At 70.6% G+C, this 21,240-nt stretch carries 18 protein-coding genes; 8 read left to right on the top strand and 10 right to left on the bottom strand.

Annotated features, from left to right (window positions below):
- The first annotated feature begins 8 nt into the window (after window positions 1-8).
- Window positions 9-2,372: a glycoside hydrolase family 95 protein gene (locus tag Aco04nite_RS08815; RefSeq protein ID WP_212996698.1), complete on the top strand. Its 2,364-nt coding sequence runs from the start codon at window positions 9-11 to the stop codon at window positions 2,370-2,372.
- Here Aco04nite_RS08815 and Aco04nite_RS08810 read toward each other — a convergent pair.
- Entirely contained in the window at window positions 2,364-3,218 is an 855-nt protein-coding gene (locus Aco04nite_RS08810; RefSeq protein ID WP_212996697.1) for a helix-turn-helix transcriptional regulator, read from the bottom strand. The two genes, Aco04nite_RS08815 and Aco04nite_RS08810, sit on opposite strands and share 9 nt — an antisense overlap.
- 85 nt (window positions 3,219-3,303) lie before the next feature.
- On the opposite strand from Aco04nite_RS08810, the gene Aco04nite_RS08805 reads away from it, so the two are divergent.
- Entirely contained in the window at window positions 3,304-4,083 is a 780-nt protein-coding gene (locus Aco04nite_RS08805) for an SDR family NAD(P)-dependent oxidoreductase (protein ID WP_212996696.1), read from the top strand.
- A 180-nt stretch (window positions 4,084-4,263) separates the two neighbouring features.
- On the opposite strand, the gene Aco04nite_RS08800 is transcribed toward Aco04nite_RS08805, so the two are convergent.
- The 3 genes from Aco04nite_RS08800 to Aco04nite_RS08790 all read right to left on the bottom strand — a co-directional run bounded on the left by Aco04nite_RS08800 (window position 4,264) and on the right by Aco04nite_RS08790 (window position 7,327).
- Complete coding sequence (locus Aco04nite_RS08800) at window positions 4,264-4,482, bottom strand: hypothetical protein (RefSeq protein WP_244875833.1); 219 nt, start codon at window positions 4,480-4,482, stop codon at window positions 4,264-4,266.
- A 416-nt stretch (window positions 4,483-4,898) separates the two neighbouring features.
- On the bottom strand, window positions 4,899-5,966 hold the full coding sequence (locus Aco04nite_RS08795) for a lysylphosphatidylglycerol synthase transmembrane domain-containing protein (protein WP_212996695.1): 1,068 nt from the start codon (window positions 5,964-5,966) through the stop codon (window positions 4,899-4,901).
- A 62-nt stretch (window positions 5,967-6,028) separates the two neighbouring features.
- Entirely contained in the window at window positions 6,029-7,327 is a 1,299-nt protein-coding gene (locus tag Aco04nite_RS08790; protein WP_212996694.1) for an aspartate aminotransferase family protein, read from the bottom strand.
- 88 nt (window positions 7,328-7,415) lie between these two features.
- On the opposite strand from Aco04nite_RS08790, the gene Aco04nite_RS08785 reads away from it, so the two are divergent.
- On the top strand, window positions 7,416-8,306 hold the full coding sequence (locus Aco04nite_RS08785; RefSeq protein ID WP_212996693.1) for a LysR family transcriptional regulator: 891 nt from the start codon (window positions 7,416-7,418) through the stop codon (window positions 8,304-8,306).
- A 1,506-nt stretch (window positions 8,307-9,812) separates the two neighbouring features.
- Here Aco04nite_RS08785 and Aco04nite_RS08780 read toward each other — a convergent pair.
- Genes Aco04nite_RS08780 through Aco04nite_RS08770 form a run of 3 tightly spaced genes read right to left on the bottom strand, consistent with a single transcriptional unit; the run spans window position 9,813 to window position 13,183 of the window.
- Complete coding sequence (locus Aco04nite_RS08780) at window positions 9,813-10,670, bottom strand: geranyl diphosphate 2-C-methyltransferase (protein WP_212996692.1); 858 nt, start codon at window positions 10,668-10,670, stop codon at window positions 9,813-9,815.
- 23 nt (window positions 10,671-10,693) lie between these two features.
- The gene (locus tag Aco04nite_RS08775) at window positions 10,694-11,761 is read right to left on the bottom strand and encodes a family 2 encapsulin nanocompartment cargo protein terpene cyclase (RefSeq protein ID WP_244875832.1); all 1,068 of its coding nucleotides are present in this window, start codon (window positions 11,759-11,761) and stop codon (window positions 10,694-10,696) included.
- Between the two features lie 9 nt (window positions 11,762-11,770).
- Window positions 11,771-13,183: a family 2B encapsulin nanocompartment shell protein gene (locus Aco04nite_RS08770; RefSeq protein WP_244875831.1), complete on the bottom strand. Its 1,413-nt coding sequence runs from the start codon at window positions 13,181-13,183 to the stop codon at window positions 11,771-11,773.
- Window positions 13,184-13,298: 115 nt separating this feature from the next.
- On the opposite strand from Aco04nite_RS08770, the gene ispH reads away from it, so the two are divergent.
- Entirely contained in the window at window positions 13,299-14,255 is a 957-nt protein-coding gene (gene ispH / locus Aco04nite_RS08765; RefSeq protein WP_438874906.1) for a 4-hydroxy-3-methylbut-2-enyl diphosphate reductase, read from the top strand.
- Window positions 14,256-14,269: 14 nt separating this feature from the next.
- The gene (locus Aco04nite_RS08760) at window positions 14,270-16,285 is read left to right on the top strand and encodes a M6 family metalloprotease domain-containing protein (RefSeq protein WP_212997241.1); all 2,016 of its coding nucleotides are present in this window, start codon (window positions 14,270-14,272) and stop codon (window positions 16,283-16,285) included.
- Here Aco04nite_RS08760 and Aco04nite_RS08755 read toward each other — a convergent pair.
- Window positions 16,282-17,298: an aldo/keto reductase gene (locus Aco04nite_RS08755; RefSeq protein ID WP_212996690.1), complete on the bottom strand. Its 1,017-nt coding sequence runs from the start codon at window positions 17,296-17,298 to the stop codon at window positions 16,282-16,284. The genes Aco04nite_RS08760 and Aco04nite_RS08755 overlap by 4 nt on opposite strands.
- 115 nt (window positions 17,299-17,413) lie before the next feature.
- Here Aco04nite_RS08755 and Aco04nite_RS08750 point away from each other — a divergent pair, with 115 nt between their 5' ends.
- Window positions 17,414-18,055 (top strand): ThuA domain-containing protein, encoded by a 642-nt coding sequence (locus Aco04nite_RS08750; protein WP_212996689.1) that lies wholly within the window; start codon window positions 17,414-17,416, stop codon window positions 18,053-18,055.
- Here the strand turns inward: Aco04nite_RS08750 and Aco04nite_RS08745 are convergent.
- Window positions 18,052-18,573 carry a CGNR zinc finger domain-containing protein gene (locus tag Aco04nite_RS08745; protein ID WP_212996688.1) on the bottom strand — a complete coding sequence of 174 codons (522 nt, stop codon included), beginning with the start codon at window positions 18,571-18,573 and terminating at the stop codon, window positions 18,052-18,054. The two genes, Aco04nite_RS08750 and Aco04nite_RS08745, sit on opposite strands and share 4 nt — an antisense overlap.
- Before the next feature lie 39 nt (window positions 18,574-18,612).
- Here Aco04nite_RS08745 and Aco04nite_RS08740 point away from each other — a divergent pair, with 39 nt between their 5' ends.
- Window positions 18,613-19,560 (top strand): EamA family transporter, encoded by a 948-nt coding sequence (locus Aco04nite_RS08740; RefSeq protein WP_212996687.1) that lies wholly within the window; start codon window positions 18,613-18,615, stop codon window positions 19,558-19,560.
- Here Aco04nite_RS08740 and Aco04nite_RS08735 read toward each other — a convergent pair.
- Entirely contained in the window at window positions 19,529-20,407 is an 879-nt protein-coding gene (locus Aco04nite_RS08735) for a DUF1932 domain-containing protein (RefSeq protein ID WP_212996686.1), read from the bottom strand. The genes Aco04nite_RS08740 and Aco04nite_RS08735 overlap by 32 nt on opposite strands.
- A 28-nt stretch (window positions 20,408-20,435) precedes the next feature.
- Between Aco04nite_RS08735 and Aco04nite_RS08730 the strand changes: the two genes are divergently transcribed.
- Complete coding sequence (locus Aco04nite_RS08730; protein ID WP_244875830.1) at window positions 20,436-21,131, top strand: NADPH-dependent F420 reductase; 696 nt, start codon at window positions 20,436-20,438, stop codon at window positions 21,129-21,131.
- Window positions 21,132-21,240: the final 109 nt, after the last annotated feature.

The raw sequence follows: 21,240 nt of genomic DNA, 5'->3' as shown, positions 1-21,240 counted from the left end.
TGGTACGCATGGACCGCAGGACTGTGCTCGCGGGGACCGGGGCCGCCGTCGTCGCCTCGAAGGTGCCGCTCGGCCCGGAGTCACTGACCAGCCCGTCCCCGCTGGACAAGCCCGGGGAGCTCGCCCTCTGGTACGACGCGCCGGGCACGGAGTGGGAGAGCCAGGCGTTGCCGATCGGGAACGGGATCCTCGGCGCCTCGATCCTCGGCGGCGTCGGGACCGACGAGATCCTGATCAACGAGAAGACGCTGTGGACCGGCGGACCCGGTTCGGCGGGCTATGACTTCGGCAATTGGCGTACGCCCCGGCCGGGTGCCGTGGCTCGGGTGCAGCAGGCGATCGACGAGCGGGTACGGGTGTCGCCGGAGGAGGTCGCCGCGGAGCTCGGTCAGGCGCGGAACGCGTACGGCAGCTATCAGGCCCTGGGCACGCTCACCCTGACCACCGCCGCGGGGGCCGCGACCGCCGGTTCGTATCGCCGGGAGCTCGACCTGGAACGGGCGGTGGCACGTGTGCAGTACGCCACGGACGGCGTGCGGCACACGCGGGAGTACTTCGTCAGTCACCCGGACCGGGTTGTTGTCGTGCGGCTCGGCGGCGGGAGCGTCTCGTTCACCGCGGCGTTCGGCGTCCCGGAAGGACGCATGGCGACGACCACCGCTGCGGACGGGCGGATCACGGTTGCCGGGGCGCTCGACGACAATGCACTGCGTTACGAGGTCCAGCTGCGGATCGTCACCACGGACGGGCAGCGGACGGACAACGCCGACGGCTCGGTCACGGTGAGCGGGGCTTCGGCGGCGACGATCGTGCTCGCCGCCGGGACCGATTACGCCGACCGCTATCCGGATTACCGGGGCACGGATCCGCACGGGAAAGTGACCGCGATCGTTGATCGGGCGGCGCTGCGGGCGTACCCACAACTGCTGGAAACGCACGTGCGGGACCATGGGTCGCTTTTCGGCCGGGTGCGGCTGGACCTGGGGCGGGCCCTGCCGCAGGTGCCGACGGATGTCGCACTCGCGCAATATCAGCCGGGTGACGCATTGGAGGGGCTCTTCTTTCAGTACGGCCGGTACCTCCTGATCGCCTCCTCCCGGACCGGGACGCCGTTGCCCGCCAATCTGCAGGGCATCTGGAATCCGTATCCGTCGGCGCCGTGGTCCGCCGATTATCACGTCAACATCAACCTGCAGATGAACTACTGGCCCGCCGGGCCCGCGAACTTGTTCGAGACCGTCGCGCCGCTGGTGGAGTTCATCGACGCGCTACGCCGCCCGGGCCGCGTCACCGCCCGGGAAATGTTCGGTGCGAGCGGCTGGGTCGTGCACAACGAGACCAATCCGTTCGGGTTCACCGGCGTCCACGACTGGCCCACCGCGTTCTGGTTCCCGGAGGCCGCGGCATGGCTCGCCTGGCACCTCTACGACCATTACCGGTTCACCCTCGACGAATCCTTTCTCCGCGAGCGCGCCTTTCCGGTGATGCGCGAGATCACCCGTTTCTGGCTCGACGAACTGCACGTCGACCCGCGCGATTCCACGCTGGTGGTGTCGCCCAGCTATTCACCCGAGCACGGGGATTTCTCCGCCGGGGCATCGATGTCGCAGCAGATCGTCCGCGACCTCCTCACCAGCACCCTCGAGGCCGCGAACCTGCTCGGCGACCGGCAGCTCGGCGGCGAGGTGCGGGCCGCGCTGCGCCGCCTCGACCCGGGCACCCGGGTCGGCTCGTGGGGTCAGCTGCAGGAGTGGAAGGGCGACTGGGACGACCCCGCCGACGACCACCGGCACGTGTCCCACCTGTTCGGGCTGCACCCGGGCCGCCAGATCACCCCCGCCGGCACCCCCGGCCTGGCCGCGGCGGCTCAGACGTCGTTGCGGGCGCGCGGCGACGGCGGGACCGGCTGGAGCAAGGCCTGGAAGATCAACTTCTGGGCCCGGCTGCTCGACGGCGACCATGCCCACCTGATGCTCAGCGAGCAGCTGCGCACCAGCACCCTGCGCAATCTCTGGGACACCCACCCGCCGTTCCAGATCGACGGCAACTTCGGTGCCACCGCCGGCATCACCGAGATGCTGCTCCAGAGCCACACCGGCTCCGTCGACGTGCTCCCGGCGCTCCCCTCGGCGTGGCCGCAGGGCAGGGTCACCGGGCTGCGCGCCCGCGGCGACCTGACCGTCGGCATCACCTGGTCCGGCGGGCAGGCCCGGACGATCGCCATCACGGCGGGTCACCCCGGCGCGGTCACCGTCCGCAGCACCCTGTTCGCGGCACCACACGAGGTGAACGGCCTCCGTCACCCTGCGCACACCGACGGGTCGTGCACGTTCACCGCACGGGCAGGCGGGCGATACGAGATCTCAGCGTGACGCGCTTTGCTGATGCACACCAGGGCCCAGCGCCTGGAGAAGGGCGAGGGCATCGGCGTCGCGGGACCCCTTCGGCGCGGTGTACAGCACGAGGCTCTGGTCGCGGTCGGTCAGCGTGAGCGAATCGCAGTCCACCGTGACCAGGCCGACCTCGGGATGCCGGAACGTCTTCGTCAGCATCGGGGCCACCTGCACGTCACGCCGCTCCCACAGCCGGGCGAAGTCGGCGCTGCCCGCACGGAGATCGTCGATGAGCCCCGCGATCTCCGGGTCGTCCGGGTAGCGGGCCAGCGACGCCCGCAGATTCACGGCGACGTGCTGACGGAACCCGGGTGACCGCGAGGCCCCGTACAGGCTGCTGCCGGACCTCGGCCCGAGGAACGCCCGCCGGGCAAGATTGCGCCCGGCGGGGTCGAGCGCGGCGAAGTCCTCCATGAGCGCCGCGGCGAGCTCGTTCCACGCGAGCACCTCGAACGCCGCCGACACCACGAACCCGGCGGTCCCCGGCAGCCGGTCGAGCAACGCGAGAATGCTCGGCCGCACGTCCCGCCGGTGCCGGGCAGGCCCCGACCGGAGCGTCCCCGCCAGCACATGCAGGTGCCCGGTCTCCGCGTCGGTGAGCAGCAGCGCCCGCGCGATCCCGGCGAGCACCTCCCCCGACGGCCGCGGCGCCCTGCCCTGCTCGAGCCGCACGTAATACTCGGTCGAGATGTGCGCCAGGACCGCGACCTCCTCGCGGCGCAGCCCCGGGGTCCGGCGCCGCGGCCCGGACGGCAGCCCCACGTCCTCCGGCATCAGCCGCGCGCGACGATTCCGCAGAAACAACCCCAGCTCGTGCTTGTCCACGGCCCCAGTATGCGCGGCACCACCCCCGGCAGCCTGGTACCGATTGTGCCTGTATCCGCTCCTCGCAGCCGATGACGCTGGTCCCATGACCGACAGCACAACCACCACCACGGGCCTGCTCTCCGGCAAGGTCGTCCTCATCACCGGCGCGAGCCGCGGCATCGGCGCGGCAGCGGCCCGCCTGTTCGCCCGCGAAGGAGCGAGCGTGGTCCTCGCCGCCCGCACCGCCGACGCCCTCGACCGCATCGTCACCGGCATCAGGGCCACCGGCGGCACCGCCGACGCCGTCGCCTGCGACCTCGCCGACAGCACCAGCATCCGCGCCGCGATCGACCACGTCGCCGACCTGCACGGCCGCCTCGACGGCGCCTTCAACAACGGCGCCGCGATCCAGCAGCCCGGCCCCCTCGACGCCACCAGCCCCGACGACCTCGAGACCCAGTTCGCCGTCAACTTCCGCGGCCACTGGACCGCCATGGTCCACGAAGCCGCCATCATGCGCCGCACCGGCGGCGGCGCCATCGTCAACACCTCCAGCATCGGCAGCCGGCGCGCCAACCCGGCCCTGCCCGCCTACGGCGCGATGAAGCGCGCCCTGAACAGCATCACCGAAACCGCCGCCGTCACCTGGGCCCCCGACCGTATCCGGGTCAACGGCCTCACCCCCGGCGGCACCGCCACCGAGATGATCGACGCCTGGGAGGCCGCCACCCCCGGCATCATCGACCAGATCAATGCCACCAGCCCCATGGGCCGCATGGCAACCCCGGACGAGGTCGCCGAAGCCGCATTGTGGCTGCTCAGCGACCGGGCCTCCGCGGTCAGCGGCGCCATCCTCCCGGTCGACGGCGCCGCCGGCGCCTGACAAACCGCCCCCGACACCATTCGGGGGCGGCAGCGCGGTGGTCGCGGGCTTCCCGGCGCGGGCTTGCCGTCGCGGGCTTGCCGTCGCGGGCGTCTCGGCGCGGGCGTCTCGTCGCGGCTGTTTGTCCCGGCCGTTTGTCGCGGCCGTTTGTCCCGGCCGTCTCGTCGCGGATTTCGAGGGCTACCGGCTGTCCCGGGTGGGGTCGCCGAGGAGACGGCGGACCTGGTCGACGAGCTCGGTCTGAAACGCGATCAGGCTGCCGTCGACGACGCCGACACGGTAGTCCGGGCCGGTCCCGGGGTCACCCGCCCGCTGCGGATCGGGCCGGCGCACGGCGCCGTCCTCGTGGCCGGCCGCATAGGCGAGCAGGGCATCGTCGATCGGGGTCTCGTCCGGCATGCGCGCCAATCTCGCACGCCGGCCCGTTGCGGCCTACCGTCCGTCCGGGCGACCCCCGACCCTCCGATCGGCCCGCATTCCCCCTGGTAGACCCACTAATGGGCCCACCCGATTCGCCCTGCGCACCCGCTTCCCACGGTCTTCGGGGCCACCGCCGCCCGGACCCGGCACACCGGCTTCCCACGGTCTTCGGGGCCACCGCCGCCCGGACCCGGCACACCGGCTTCCCACGGTCTTCGGGGCCACCGCCGCCCGGACCCGGCACACCGGCTTCCCACGGCCTTCCGCGGCCACCGCCGCCCGGACCCGGCACACCGGCTTCCCACGGTCTTCCGCAGCCACCGCCGCCCGGACCCGGCACACCGGCTTCCCCGGGCACCTCCCCAGGTGCGGCGTATCGGGCCCAGGGTGCGGCGTTATCGGGTGCCGATGGGAACCGGTTGCCGGGTGCCGGCGCGGCGCAGGAAGAGGGCTGCGGCGCCGCCTGCCGGGAGGAGGATCCAGCACGACAGCAGGCGGTAGATCAGCACGGCGGCGGAGGCGATGATCGCCGTAGCGCCGGCCGTGGTGAGGCCGGCCACCAGGGCTGTTTCGATGACGCCGATGCCGCCCGGGGAGAGGGGGACCTGGCGGACGATCTGGACGCCGAGGTAGATGCCCGCGAGGGTGATGAGGTTGACCTTCAGGCCCAGGGCGCGGGTGCAGGCGACCAGGCAGAGCAGGTCTGTCAGCCAGTTCAGTGCGGCGTAACCGACCACCGCGCACCAGTCCCGGATCCGGAGACCCGCGCCGGCCCGCCACGCCTCGCGGGCTGCGACGAGCAGGCCGTGCACGTACAGCGCGACCCGGCCGCGCTGCTTCGCCGTCGAAGGCGTGGGCGACGGGGATGGCGATGGGGGCGGCTCGGCGAGGCGGCGGCCCAGGGCGACCGCGGCGAACGTCAGGGCGGCCAGAACGCCGACGATGACCAGCGGGCGCCAGGTCAGCGATGCCGTCGAGCTGTACATGACGACGACGGCGCCGCCGGCCACGTAGATGAGGGCCAGGCCACCGATGGAGGCGAGGCCGTTCACGATCGCGCTGACCGCGCCGATCTCGCGGGGGGCGCCGGCCCGCTCGTACTCGCGGATCGAATAGCCGGCCGAGACCGCGGCACCGGCGGGCACGGAGATCGAGATCGCGGTCCCGGCGACGGTGATGGCCATGACCCGGCGGCGGCGGATGCGGACGCCGAGCGCGTTGAGCAGGTACTGGTGCTGGCAGGCGAAGGCCCCGATCGAGGCGACCTGCAGGACGACGGCGGCGGCCACCCAGCCCCAATGGGCGCCGGTCAGCGCGACGAAGAACTCGTGCGGGTCGGGCAGCCGGCCGCGCAACCCGATCGCGGCCAGCACGAGCACCGAGACGGCGACCCCGGCCAGCCGCAACCGCCGGCTGCGCCACGATCGGGGAGCGTCGGGCGGCTCTGCGGTGGACGACAACATGACCTGATCCTTGCAAGCGCGTGCACGCTCGCGTTTCGACCCCCTTTGCGCCCCGGCGTCGGCTACGCGGCCACGACGTCCCCGATCGCCTGATCGAGCATCTCCAGGCCGAGCGCCAGCTCCTCCACGGTCGCGGTCAGCGGCGGCGCGATCCTGAACGTTCCTCCCATTCCGGGCAGCTGGACCACGTTCACGTGCAGGCCGAGCTCGAGGCAGCGCCGGGTGACGCCGGCGCCGAGCGCATCGGAGCCCTCCTTGGTCTTGCGATCGACGACCAGCTCGATCCCCTGCATCAGGCCACGACCCCGGACATCCCCGACCACGTCGTGCCGGTCCTGGATGGCCAGCAGACCAGCCCTCAGGTACGCGCCCAGCTGCTGAGCGCGTACCTCCATCCGCTCTTCTTGAAGCACATCGAGCACGGTGTTACCGACTGCCGCGACCAACGGGTCCGAAACGTGCGTGGTGTAGAACAGGTAGCCGCGGTCGTGGGCACGCTGCTCGATCTCGTCCGTGGTGACGACAGCGGCCAGGGGCAGACCGGCGCCCAGCGTCTTGGACAGCGTCAGGATGTCGGGGACGATGCCGTCGCGCTCGAACGCGTACCACGTCCCTGTGCGGCACAACCCGGTCTGCGCCTCGTCGACGATGAGCAGCATCCCCCGCTCGCGGCACTTCTGCGCCAGGGCTGCAAGGTAACCCGGCGGCGGTTCGAGGATGCCGCCCGAGCTGAGGATCGGCTCGACTATGCAGGCCGCGAGGCTCCCGGTCGACTGCGCGTCGACCAGGGCGAACCCGAAGTCCAGCTGCCGCCGCCAGTCGAACTCACCGTCGGAGGTGAGAAAATCGGGACGGTACGAGTCCGGCGCCGGGATGGCGAAGTTACCCGGGGACGTGGGGCCGTACCCCTGATGTCCGGCACTGTAGGTCGCGGCAGCCGCCGCCTGCGTCATGCCGTGCCACGACCGCGCGAAGGCGACGATCTCGTGCTTGCCGGTCACGAGCTTGGCCATCCGGATCGCCGCCTCGTTCGACTCGGCACCCGTCGTGAGCAGCATCGCCTTCGTCAACGGCTCCGGCAAGGACTCGGCGAGCCGGCGCGCGAGCTCGACAACGGGCCGCGACAACATCCCGCTGAACAGATGGTCGAGGCTCGCGATCTGCTCCTGCACGGTCCGCACCACCGCGGGATGGCTGTGCCCGAGGATCGCACTCATCTGCCCCGACGTGAAGTCGAGGATCTTCCGGTCGTCCGCGGTGTAGACGAAGCTCCCCGCCGCCCGCTCGATGATCTCGGGCGTGAACGGCCCCCCGTACCGCACAAGATGCCGTTCCGCGTCCGACCAGAAGCTTTGCGTCATGCCCTCACGATAGGCATCCGCTGCTGTGCGTTAAAGCACGGATATCTGGCTACGCTGTGCAGACAATCCGCACAAGGAGTCGCTGCCGTTGAACCCGACCCGGCTGGAGATGCTCAGCCTCCTGGACGGCCTGGGCACCGTGCGCGCGGTCGCCGCCGCCCTGCACCTGAGCCCCTCCGCGGTCTCCGCCCAACTGGCCGTCCTCGAAACCGAGGCCGGCGCCGAGCTCCTGCACCGCACCGGCCGCCGCGTCACACTGACCCCCGCCGGCCATACCCTCGCCCGCCACGCCCGGATCATCCTCGACCAGCTCAGAACCGCCAAGCAGGAACTCCAGAGCCCAACCGGAGAACCAGCCGGACACGTACGCATGGCAGCGTTCTCCAGCGCCATCCGCGCCCTGGCCATCCCCCTGGGCAAACGCCTGGCCGAAACCCACCCGGCAATCACCCTGACAGTCGCGGAACTCGACCCCATGGCCGCCCACCAGGCCCTCCGCCGAGGCGAGTACGACATCATCGTCACCGCGGACTTCATCGACGGCTCCACCACCCTGGACCCGACGCTGGCCACCTTCCCGCTCCTCGCGGACGACGTCGTCCTGGTCGTACCCTCCCCCGCCCCGGACCTGTCCCCCGTCAACCTCGCCGACCTGGCCGACGCCGCCTGGTCCATCGACATGCCCGGCACCTACCTGTCCAACCTCGTCACCAGCACCTGCCGCCGAGCCGGCTTCGAACCCATCATCACCGGACGCTTCTCCAGCTACGAACTCCTCCTCACCCACGTCGAAGCCGGCCTCTCCATCTCCCTCCTCCCCTCCCTCGCCATCGACCACCGCTACCACGTATCCCCTCGCCCCCTCCACACCCCCCTCACCCGCCACGTCTACGCCGCCACCCGAGGCACCCCCACCCCACCCCCCGCCACCCGAACCGTCCTCACCACCCTCCAATCCTTGACCACCCCCATCCCCTGACGCTGCCCCCAGCCAGGTGCAAACACGGCTCCTCACCCACGACGTGCCGCCGCTCCACCCGACTGACCCCTCCCTCACCGCGAACCCCAGGCCATGACGCTCCCGGCCCGCTGAGACCCAGGGACAGACCTCCCCGCTGCGAACACCAGGCCAGGACGGTCCTCCCTGCCGACCTGAGACTCCGGCCAGATCCTGATGCGACCAGGCCTTCACGCGGCCAGACCCCAATCCGACCAGACCTTCATGCGGCCAGACCCGGATGCGGCCAGACCCGGATGCGACCAGGCCTTCATGCGACCCGGCCTTCAGGGGGCCAGATCCTGATGCGGCCCGGCCCGGCCCGGCCCGGAGGCGGTTGAAGGTCACGGCTGCGTTCATGGGGCCGGGAGGTCAACGGGCCCGCGGTCCATGGGGATCGGGGTGTCGCGGCTGAGATTTTGATGCCAGGTTCCCGGGGAAGCTCACGTTGACCGCGATCCCAAAGCCGGGCTACGGCGCTACCTGGCTACGGGCCTACCGAGCTGCGGGGGTTTGCCGCGGCGGGGAGGTCTGCCCAGAGCGGGGTGCTTTGGGCGGAGCAGGGTGCCCTGGCCGGAGAGGGAAGCCCTACCCGGAGCAGGGGGGCCTTGCCCGGAGCATGGGGCCTTGCCCGGGGCCGGGCCGTATGGCCGGGGCCGGGTGGCTCGGAGGGTCATGGCCCCGGGGTTCGAAGCGGAGGCCCCGCCGCAGAGCCGCCGTCGCTGAATATTTGCTGCGCGAGCCTCAGCGCGTTTCGAGGTCCCCGGTGCCCTCGCCGATTCATGCGACATAGGCGGTGTCGAAGACGGCGAGGGCCGCAATTCTCAGCGGCGATCCTTCACCCCAGCTCTGCCGCGAGCCAGCAAAGCCCCGCGCCGTCACCACCGCCTGCGCTATCGCCGCGGGTCGCAGCTGCCCGGGTCACACCCTCTTCAGCATCCTAGGAGGCTAGGTGGCAAGCCTCCTGACGCGGACGTCGGACCATAGAGCGGATGCGTGCCGTGCACTGAACAATGATTGCCCCGCGTTTGACAGAAACGCCGCACAAAATTGCGGAAAAAGGAGCCCCACGCAACTTCGAGCCACACGCCGCAAAACAACTTCCAGGCCGAACAACAACTGCCGCGCGCTTGACAGGACGGGCGGCACAAAGCTGCGGGAAAAGCCGCTCCGCCGCAACACCGAGCCATACGCCGTAAGACAACTTCCGGACCCGGAAATAAATACCCGAACTCGACAGGACGGACCGCAGAAAACTGCGCGAAAGCGTGACTGGACGCAACATCGAGCCACGAAGCCTGAGTGCGGTCAGGCCAACATGCGCCGGCAGCGACCGGTCCTCCGAGAGCGCCGGCCCCGGCGCTCGGCCATAAGACAGCCGATCCGGAAAGACAGCCGATCCGGAGGGCACAACCCGGGCTGCATGCCCATCCTCCGACCCGGAGCGTGGCCGGCCGGACGGGGGCCGGCCACGCTCACAAGGGTGGGTCAGGCCCGGTCGGCGGCGATGAGGAGGTAGTGGAAGCTGCCTTCCTGGTAGGCGGTGAGGAAGGCTTCCTCGATGCCGGTGGCGACGGAGGACTTGGCGCGGAGTTGCCAGTACGGGATGGTGGCGGCGGTGAGGTCTACGACGTTGATGGGGACCAGGCCGTTGTCGGCGAGGGCCTTGAAGTAGGCGCTGCGGGGGTGGATGTCGCAGGTGTAGTGCTCGTTGATTTTGCTGACTGCTTTGGAGCGGAGGCCGGTGACGTCGTTGGCGCAGCCGGTGATGCAGACGTAGCGGCCGCCGAAGTCGAGGACCCGGGCGAATTCTCGGTAGAGGTCGCCGAGGTCGACGTACATCGTCGTCTCGTTCGTCCAGATTGCCTGGCGGGAGGCGGTGGGCAATTCCGTTTGCAGCATGTTGCGGAAGTGGAAGCGGACCTTGTCGGAGACGCCGCGGCGGGCGGCCTGGTCGTTGGCGAAACCTACCTGGTATTCCGAGATGGAGACGCCGTCGGCCTCGCAGCCGAAGCGGCGGTTGGCCATGATGCTGGTGCCGCCGCGGCCTGAGCCGCCGTCCAGGACCTTGTCGTCGGGGCCGAGGGGGCCCAGGTGGTCGAGGAGGAGGTCGGCCTGGGCGCTTTCGAGGCGGTGGAGTTCGTTGATGATGCGCTGATCGCGGGTTTCGGCGGGGCCTTCGAGGACGGACGGGTCGTAGCCGCCGACGCCGTAGTGGTGGTGGAACAGGCCGTCGACCTCGCCGAGGCGCAGGTTGACCGGGTCCTCCTGGTTGGTGTTCCAGTATGCGGCGACGGACTTCTCGAAGTGCGTACGCAGGACGGGCGTCTCGAACGTGGTGGTCATGGATCAGGCTCCTCTGCTGAATTCTACGAGTGGTAACGGCCGGAGGTGGCGTGCCATTGGCGGCTGCCGCCCAGCCAGGCCCAGGTGTCCGCGAAGAAGCGCCGCAGCATCGGGCTGCCGGTCGCGCTGAGCTGGGTGGCGAGGCCGACGAACGTGTGCATGAGCTCGTTGTGGATCTCGACGGTGCGCAGGACGGCTTCGTGGCGGGTCAGGCCCTCGTTGGCGACGAGGACGGTGGGCAGGTTGAAATCGTTCTCGGACTCCTGGGCGCCCGAGTACAGGTCGTTGATCAGGACCGCGGCGTTACCCGCGGTGGTGAACGCCTGGCGGACCAGGGGCTGGTAGAACTCCTGCGCCGGGACCTCGTAACCGGCCAGGACGTCGACGAGGATCATCGGCGGGAGGTAGTTGTTGAGGTGCCGTTGCACGAGGTATTCCCAGACCGGTGGGGTGCGGCGGTTCGCGTGCCAGTCCGCCTCCTGGGTCCAGGCGAGGAACAGGGTCGCCATCTGGTGCTGGAAGCGGCCCATCTGCGTGATCGACGCGTACCGGGAAAGGTGTTCCATCGCGGTGCGGAACGCCACCGAGATCGGCTGGAGCCGGTGGTGGGCGTCCATGTCGGCGGCGTAACGCCGGGGCAGCTGCGCGGGGTCGGTCACGGCGTGCAGGTTCGCCAGCCGCGAGCCGACCTGCATCGGGTCGGCGCCGAGTTCCACCTCGTCGACGTAGTAGTCGTCGGCCGCCCATTCGGCGACGAGGCATTTGGTGGCGGCGACCAGCCGGTCGGCGTCGAGGGCCCCGGGGTGGGCGAGCATCATGAACCGCCCGAAGCCGCAGGCGCGCAGCTTCTCCAGGCGTCCGGCGTAGATGCCGACCTGGTCCGCCCACGCGACGACCTGCTCGTTGACGAACTCCCCGAGAGCGACGTCCTCGCGCAGTGCACCGGGGCAGAACAGCTCGTCGTCGGCGGCGTGGAACGGTTTCAGGAACGCGCGCGCGGCTGACGTACCCAGACCGGTGGGAAGCAGGCGGCCCAGGTCGCCGGGTGGGGCACCCCGCAGGTCCGCGATGATCGTGTGCGAAAGGCTCACGAGGGCCCGCTAGTGGGACAGCTCGACGTGGTCGAGGATGCCGAGCGCGTCCGGGACCATCACCGCGGCCGAGTAGTAGGCACTGACCAGGTACGACATGAGCGCCTGCTCGGTGATGCCCATGAACCGTACGTTGAGCCCGGGCTGGTACTCGTCGGGCAGCCCGGTCTGGTGCAGGCCGACGACGCCCTGGTTGTCCTCGCCGATCCGCATGGCCATGATCGACGTGGTGTGGTTGGCGTTCACCGGGATCTTGCCGCACGGCAGGATCGGCACGCCGCGCCACGAGGGGACGGTGTGCCCGTCCATCTCGGTCGGTGGCGGGTAGATGCCCCGCTTGGTGCATTCCCGGCCGAACGCGGCGATCGCCTTCGGGTGGGCCAGGAAGAACCGGGTGCCCCGCCGCATGCTGAGCAGCTCGTCGAAGTCGTCGGGGGTGGGCGGGCCGCTGCGGGTGTGGATGCGCTGGCGCAGGTCGGCGTTGTGCAGCAGACCGAACTCGGGGTTGTTGACGAGCTCGTACTCCTGGCGTTCGCGCAGTGCCTCGATGGTGAGCCGCAGCTGCTGCTCCATCTGGTTGATCGGCTCGTTGTAGAGATCCGCGACGCGGGTGTGGACGCGCAGGACGGTCTGGGCGACGCTCAGCTCGTACTCTCGCGGGGTGAGTTCGTAGTCGACGTACGTGCCGTTGAGGACCGGCTCGCCGGTGTGGCCCGCCGCCACCGCGATCTCCGCCTCGCCGTGCTTGTTCTGCGGCCGGCGTGACTTGGCCTGGAACTGCTCGACGTGCGCCCGCAGTGTCTCGCTGCGGGAGGTCAGCTCCGCGAACGCGCTGCGGGGCAGCACGAGCAGCGTCACCGCGGTCATCGCCTTCGCGGTGTAGTCCCAGATGGTCTGGTCCTGGACGAGGACCTGCTCCCCGAATTTCTCCCCGTCGGCGAGGACGCCGAGGCTGACCGGGTCGCCGTACGAGCCGACGCCGATCTTGTCGACCTTGCCGTGCGCGATCAGGCAGAGGTGGTCGGCGACCGAGCCGAACTCGACCAGGACCTGGCCCGGCTCGTACTCCTGCTGCTGGAACCGGTCGGCGATGGAGCGCAGGATCTCGTCGTCCTCGACGCCGGCGAAGACCGGGATCTCGCGCAGTTCGGCCGGGACGACCTGGACGGCCGAGCCGGTGTTGGTGAACGTGAGCCGGCCGTCGCCGAGGCGGTACGTCATCCGCCGGTTCACCCGGTAGGTGCCGCCGGACACCTGGACCCAGGGCAGCGAGCGCAGCAGCCACCGGGAGCTGATCTCCTGCATCTGCGGAACGGATTTGGTGGTGTGCGTCAGGTTCCGGGCGGCGGCCGTGCTCAGGCTCTGCTTGTGCTTCTTGTCGACTTCTTCGTCACGGATCTCGGACTTCACTGGACTGACCACGGATGAAAACCCCGTTTCGTCGGGTTTGTCTTGATCAAGGCCAGTTCTATCGCACTGATCTCAGCCGTTTGTCGGGTTTCGCGTTAATTGAGCCGTTTCAGCACCTAGGCTCGTGATCATGGAAGCCCTGGTACCCGACGGCATCGCCCGCACGGTCGTCATGGCCGCACCCCGCTCGTTCTGCGCCGGCGTCGAACGCGCGATCGACATGGTCGACCAGGTGCTGCGGCAGCGCGGCGCCCCGGTCTACGTACGCCGTCAGATAGTCCACAACGCCCACGTCGTCGCCGGTCTGCAGGACCGCGGCGCGATCTTCGTCGACGAGCTGGACGACGTACCCGACGGCTCCACAGTGGTCCTCTCCGCCCACGGTGTGGCCCCCGCCGTCCGGGCCGAGGCGGGCCGCCGCGACCTCGACGTCGTCGACGCGACCTGTCCCCTGGTCACCAAGGTCCACAGCGAGGCCCGCCGGTACGCCGCCCGCGGCGACACCGTGCTGCTGATCGGCCACGACGGGCACGACGAGGTGGAAGGCACCCTGGGCCAGATCCCCGGTCAGATCCGGCTCGTCCAGGACGCCGGCGAGGCCCGTACCGTCACGGTGCCCGATCCCGGGCGGGTCTCCTACCTGACCCAGACCACGCTCGCCGCCGACGAGACCGGCGCCGTGATCGACGCGCTGCGGGACCGCTTTCCCGACCTGGCCGGCCCGGACACCGACGACATCTGTTACGCCACCACGAACCGCCAGGAGGCGGTCACCGCGATCGCGGACCGGTGCGATCTGGTGCTGGTGGTCGGCTCCGCGAACTCCTCCAACTCGCAACGCCTCGTCGAGGTCGCCGCGCGCCGAGGCACTCCGGCTCACCTGATTGAGGACGCTTCCCGCGTACGCCCGGAATGGCTCGTCGATGCCCGGACGATCGGAGTGACCGCCGGCGCTTCCGCGCCCCCGCACCTGGTCGATGAGCTCGTCGCCGCGCTGGGCGGGCTCGGCCCGCTCACCGTGACCGAGCACCGCACGAGCGAGGAGACGGTCACGTTCGTCCTTCCGCCCGCGCTCCGCCCGTAGATAATGACCCAGTGATGCATAGATCTAAATATATCGATGCCATCCTCGGCACCCTGCTCACCACCGTGCTCGCCGGCGGCCTCGTACTCGCCACGAGCGGGCCGGCGCAGGCCACGGCCGCCGATCCGTTCCGGGTCGTGGACCCGCAGAACTGGGAGAACCCCGATCACATGACGTGGTCGGACTACGTCGCGCCGCCCGGCACGACGTGGAACGACCCGGCCCGCCGGGGTTCGGTGCGCGACTTCGACATCGCCCTGGTCACCCTCGACTATCCGGACCAGCCGTTCGTGGTGACGCAGCAGCCGGGCTCCACGATCTTCGGCAACCCGCAACCGGCCGTCTCGGGGCTGGACCGGGCGGACGTGCCGGCGTACTACCGCGACCTGCTGAACACGCCGAACGAGCTCAACGGCGGGCACACGCTGCACGAGTACTGGATGGGTGACTCCGGCGGGCGGTTCGGGGTGGACCTGACCGCGTACGGGGCCTATCAGATGCCGAACCCGTCCTACGAGTACGGCATCAGCAACGACATGAACCCGGGGATGTGCCCGGCCGGGTCGACGTGCAACCGCAACCTGCGCACGGACGCCCTGGCAGCGTGGCGCGCCGACGTGGGTGCCGACGTGGCCGGCTCGTACGAGCTGGTCTTCATCCTCTCCGCCGGTCAGGACGAGTCGTCGACGTGGCAGGAGTTCGGGGAGATGCGGTTCGCCACGAAGGAGGACGTCACGGACGTGTTCGGGCCGCCCGTGGAGCCGCAGCCGAACTACGCGAAAACCCGCTACGTGGACTGGACGTCGTGGGCGTCGGCGGCGACGATCTGGCCGAACGCGGGCGGCGGCTCGTCCACCCAGGCGGAGAGCTCGGGCATGGGGGTGTACGCCCACGAGCTGAGCCACCTGCTGAGCATCGGCGACAACTACAACAATCCGTACGGGGTGCCGCTGCGCCGGGCGTATACGGGTCCCTGGTCGATGATGTCCCGGGGTTCCTTCAACGGCCCCGGCGGCCCGCACACCCGCTGGCAGATCCCGGCCGTGCGGGGCGGCTCGATGGGTTCGCTGCACACCCTGCGGGACAAGGCGAAGATCGGCCTGGTCGACGAGCGCAACGTGCTGCGGCTCTCCCGGGAGGCGCTCGCGGATTCCGGGCTGGTGGTCGCCGACGTCACCGCCCGGGCCGTCGACCCCGGGGAGAACGGGCTGATGGGCCTGAACATAGCGATGGACGCCGACCGCGAGCCCGCCTGCCAGGTGGAGACGGACGTGCTCTGCGACGGCGGCGGCTACGACAACTACACCATCGAGGTCGTGGACCGGGTCGGTGCGGACTCGTTCACGCCGGACGCGGGCGTGCTGATCAGCAAGACCAAGGATCAGGACCGCCAGCCGTTCCAGTGGGTCGTCGACGCCAACCCGCAGGACATCGCGATGACCGACTTCACGCGCCCGGGCGGCGGCACGGCGATGATCACCATGGGCGACTACCGGCAGCTCTCCGACGCCCTGCTGCACGCGGGCACGCGGTCCGGCAGCGAGTACGAGTACGTCGACGAGGCCAACCGCCTGCACTTCTACGTGCTCAACCTCCGCCGCGACGGCGGCGAGCTGTCCTACACGGTGGCGGTCCGTTCCCTGGACGGCGCCGGCGCGAGCAAGCACGGGGTGCGCCTCGGCGCCGGCACGGTCACCACCGCGACCCGGCCTACCCGTGGCGGCGTCACGTGCTCGTTCCCGCTGACCAACACCGGTGGCTACGTCGCCGGCGGCGGGCATCCCGAGGACGCGTCCGCGTACCTGACGTCGGATGTCTACCGGCTCTCCGCAACGGTGACGGGCCGGGGCTGGCGGGCCGTGACACCGAACGCCCTGGCCACCGCGAAGTTCGGCGCCACCACCACGGTCGCGGTGGCGGTCGGGGCCGACGCCGGCGCCGCACCCGCCGGGGTCGTCTCGCTGACGGCGACCTCGGAGTCCGACCCCGCGAAGACGGTCACCCGCAGGTGCGTGGTGGTGAAAGCCTAGGCGGCACGCCGCCGCAGCGCCGCGTCCAGCAGCGGCGGCGTCCGGTAGTCCTGGTCGAGCCGGCCGACGTCGGTGCCCGGCGGGACGATCTCGTCGATCCGGTCGAGCAGCTCGGCGCTCAGGGTGACGTCGAACCCGGCGATCAGGTCCTCGAGCTGCTCCATCGTCCGCGCCCCGAGCAGGGCACTGGTGACACCGGGGTGGGCGGTCACGAACGCCATGGCGAGATGGATGAGCGGCAGGCCCGCCTTCTCGGCGAGCGGGACGAGCTGCTCGACGACGTCGAGGCGGCGCTCGTCGCTGATGTGCTTGAAGAAGGCGCCCCGGCGCAGGTCGGTCTCCCGGCCCTTGCGGATGCGGCCGGTGAGGGTGCCCTGCGCGAGCGGGCCCCAGATCAGCGTCCCCATCCCGTAGCGCTGTGCGGCCGGCAGCACCTCGCTCTCGACGCCACGGTTCAGGATCGAGTACGCGACCTGCTCGGTGCGGAACCGCTCCAGACCGCGGCGCTCGGCCGACCACTGCGCCTCGACGATCTCGGACACGGGCGTGTTGGACGAGCCGACAGCCCGGACCTTGCCGCTGCGCACCAGATCGGTGAGCGCGGAGAGCGTCTCCTCGACGTCCGTGCCGGGATCGAGCCGGTGCACCTGGTAGACGTCGATGTAGTCGGTGCCCAGCCGGCGCAGCGACCCCTCGACGGCAGCCATGATCCACCGGCGGGACATGCCCTGCTCGTTGGGGTCGTCGCTCATCGGCCGGCCGAACTTGGTGGCGATCACCACCTTGTCCCGGCGCCCACGCAGCGCCTCCCCCACGATCTCCTCGGACTCGCCGTACGAGTACACGTCCGACGTGTCGATGACGTTGATCCCCGCGTCGAGGGCCCGATGGATGATGCGGATCGCGTCATCGTGGTCGGGGTTGCCGACCCCGGCCGCCCTGCCGAACATCATGGCGCCGAGAGCATAAGGGCTGACCTTGATCCCGGTACGCCCGAGCGTGCGGTACTGCATGACCTGCCTCCTGCCGTTGCGGTTCCCCTCACGATGCCCCCGCCCGGACCGGCGCGGCAGCGGAGCACTCATCATGGGAGCGGCTCTCCCCCGCAACGACTAGGCTCCCGGGATCATGAGGGCACTCGTGGTTCGCGGCGGCTGGGCAGGGCACGAACCGGTCGCCTGCACGGATCTGTTCATCGGCTTCCTGCGCGCTCAGGGGGCCACCGTCGAGGTCGCGGAGACGCTCTCGGCGTACGAGGATGAAGGTCTTCTGGATCGTGCGGACCTGATCGTGCAGTGCTGGACCGGCGGCACCCTCACCGAGGAGCAGGAACACAACCTGATCCATCGGGTACGCACCGGAGCGGGCTTCGCGGGCTGGCACGGCGGCATCGTCGCCACGGCCTACGAGGCCCGCGACTACCAGTTCATGATCGGCGGGCGCTTCCTGTGCCACCCCGGCGAGTTCGTCGACTACGACGTCAACGTCACCGCCGCCCACCCCATCATGAAGGACATCAACGATTTCTCCGTACGCACGGAGCAGTACTACTGCCACGTCGACCCCACCCTCGAGGTCCTCGCCACCACCACGTTCACCGGCGCCCACGACGCCCCGGAAACCGCGGGCGCGGTGATGCCGGTCGTCTGGCTGCGCCACTTCGGCCGGGGCCGCGTCTTCGTCAACACCCTCGGCCACTCCCCCGCCGACCTCCAGCTCCCCCAGACCCGCACCATCACCGAACGCGGCCTGCTCTGGGCAGCGGGCTAACGGTCTTTTGCGCGGGCGCGGTAGGCGGCGACGGCGTTGCGGTTGGCGCAGGCGGTGCTGCAGAAGCGGCGGGAGCGGTTGCGGGTGAGGTCTAGGACGAGGTTGTCGCACGTGTCGTCCGTGCACAGCGACAGGCGGGCGACCTCGTCGGCGCGGACGAGGTCGATCATCGCCATGGCGGTCTCGACGGTGACGCGGGCGGCGAGGGGGGCGTCGTCGGCGATGGCGTGGACGTGCCAGTCGAGGTCACCGTGGCGGACCAGGCGGGGGCTGGCCGGGGCGTGGGCGAGCAGGTCGTTGACCAGGGTCGCGGCGTGGTCGCGGTCGCTGGTCAGCAGGGTGCGCAGGACGGGGCGCAGGGCGTTCAGGGCGGCGAGCTCGGCGGCGTCGCGGTCCCGGCGGCCGGTGTACCCATGGTGGGCGTACCAGGTGTCCACGTCGGCGGTTGTGGTGAAGGCGGTGTTGACCAGCGTGACGGCCGCTCGCAGGGAGCACTCGGTGTCATAGGCAAAGAGCACCTTGACATATTACGCCGACGCCTCCTAGCGTCATGGTCTATGACCCAGTTGGCCGATGACATCACCTCCGCACGCCGCAGCCGTACGGCGGCCGGGCTGCTGCTCGCCGTCGTCTCGGCGGCCTCCTTCGGCCTGTCCGGGCCGCTCGCCAGCGGGATGTTCGCCACCGGCTGGAGTCCCGGCGCGGTCGTCCTGGCCCGGATCGGCATCGCCGCCGTCGTCGTGGCGCCGTTCGGGGCCCTGGCGATGCGCGGGCACTGGCACAAGCTGCGCACCCACGCGCGTCAGGTGCTGCTCTACGGCCTGCTCGCGACGGCCGGCGCGCAGTTCTGCTACTTCGCCGCGGTCGCCACGATGGACGTCGCGCCGGCTCTGCTCATCGAGTACACCGCACCCGCCGCCGTGGTCGCGTGGCTGTGGATCCGACAGGGGCAGCGGCCCACCCGGCTCACCGTGGCCGGCGCCGCCCTCGCCGCGCTCGGCCTGGTCCTCGTGCTAGACCTGCTCTCCGGCGCCAACCTGGCGTGGGCCGGCGTCGCCTGGTCGCTGGCCGCGATGGTCGGCGCCACGTCGTACTTCCTGATCTCGGCGGACACCGGCAACGGCCTGCCCCCGGTCGCCCTCGCCGGGGCCGGCCTGACGATCGGCGCCCTGGCTCTCGGTGCCCTCGCCCTGATCGGCGTCCTGCCGATGCACGCCAGCACCCGGCCCGCGGCGTACGCCACCGGCAGTGTCGCCTGGTGGATCCCGTTGCTGCTGCTGGGTTTCGTCACCGCGGCCCTCGCCTACATCGCCGGCATCGTCGCCAGCCGCCGCCTCGGCTCCCGCGTCGCGTCGTTCGTGGCCCTGCTGGAGGTCGTCGCGGGGGTGCTGTTCGCCTGGCTGCTGCGCGACCAGCTCCCCGGCACCGCCCAGGTCGCCGGCGGCCTGCTCATCATCGCCGGCGTCGTCCTGGTCAAGCTGGGCGATCCCCCACCGGCTGGCTGAGCAGCGCCACCACCTCGGCGGCGGTCAGCTCACGCTCCTGCTCCGGGTCGGCGCCGGCCAGCGGGGTGCCCGCGACGTCGCGGTAGACGGCGGCGATGGCGGCGTACAGCTCAGGAGTGAGCCCGGCCGACTCCTGGGTCGCGGAGATCTCCAGCATCTCATCGACGAAACGCCCGGCCTTTGTCGCGGACCGCGCCACCCCAGCGGTCTGCTCAAGGCCGTTGCGGGCCAGATCCTCAACCACGGCATCGAGTACGCCGTAAGCGCCCGCGGTCCGCATCGCCTGGGTGATCAGCGCGGTGAGCCCCTTGTACACGCCACCCGTACACATCTTGAGCGCACTCGCCGTGCCCACCGCGCCCCGCAGCACCACCGGCTCGACCTGCCCCGCCCACGGCAACCCGGCGACGACGTCCGCACCGGCCCCGGCGAGATAGACCCGCGCACCGGGCTTCGCGCTCGGCGGCGGCCCCGAGATCGACCCGTCGACCAGCACCAGGCCCTTCAGCTCAGCCGCGATCCGCTCCATCGTCGCCGGCGACACCGCGTTCAGATCCGCGACCAGCGGCACCACCCCGGCCCGGTCCGCGGCGGCCCGGATCGCCACGGCAGCATCGATCGCATCGGCCGGCGGCGTCACCGACAGCACCACGTCCGCCACGGCAATCACGTCGTCGAGCGTCGCCAGCAACTCCAGCCCGGCCTGCTCAGCGAGCCGCCCCGTCCGCGCGGACCGCCCCGCCACCGTCGCCACCACCCGGGCCCCGCCCGCCAGTAGAGCCCCACCGAGCCCCGCCCCCATGTACCCCGGGCTCACCACCGCCACCGTCGTTCGCTGATCGTCCATGCCCACCATCTTGCTACCCTCGGTGACCGTGACAGACATCAGCACCATCGGCATCCTCGGCGCCGGCAAGGTGGGCACGGCACTGGCCCGCCTCGCCGTCGCCGCCGGCTACCGCGTCCTCATCGCCGGTTCCGGACCGGCCACCAGGATCTCCCTGATCGTCGAGGTCCTGGTGCCGGGCGCCGTGGTCGCCACCGCCGCGGAGGCCGCCGCGCAGGCAGACCTCGTCGTGCTGGCGCTGCCACTGGGCAAGTACCGCACGATCCCCGTGGCCGAGCTGCGCGGCAAGATCGTCGTCGACGCCATGAACTACTGGTGGGAGGTCGACGGGATCCGCGACGACCTGACCGACCCGCGGACGTCGTCGAGCGAGATCGTTCAGGCCTTCCTGCCGGGCTCGCGGGTGGTCAAGGCCTTCAACCACATGGGCTACCACGACCTCGAGCAGGAGGCCCGCCCGACCGGCGACGTCAAGCGCAAGGCCATCGCCGTCGCCGGTGACGCCCCGGAGGATCTCGCCGCCGTGACCGCCCTGGTGGACCGGCTCGGCTTCGACCCGGTCATCGCCGGCAACCTCACCGAGGGCGTACGCCTCGAGCCCGGCACCGACCCCTTCGGCGCCAACGTCGACGCCGCTTCCCTGGCTGCCATGATCGCCCGTTTCCCCGAATCGGAACGCGGCCGCGCCGTACTCGCCGCCCGCCGGCAACCGCCCGTCAAATAACACAAAATCCGGTGCCGGGGATCCTAAAGGGACCCTTCCTCGTTATTAGAGATACGCCCTTATGGCGCAGCTGCGTCGCGCTCTCGAACATCTCCCTCTTGCAGCTGCA

This window comes from Winogradskya consettensis (assembly GCF_018332715.1).
In the GTDB taxonomy this organism is placed as follows: domain Bacteria; phylum Actinomycetota; class Actinomycetes; order Mycobacteriales; family Micromonosporaceae; genus Actinoplanes; species Actinoplanes consettensis.
The sequence above is the reverse complement of the archived record's forward strand: the minus strand, read 5'-3'. Positions and strand labels throughout refer to the sequence as shown.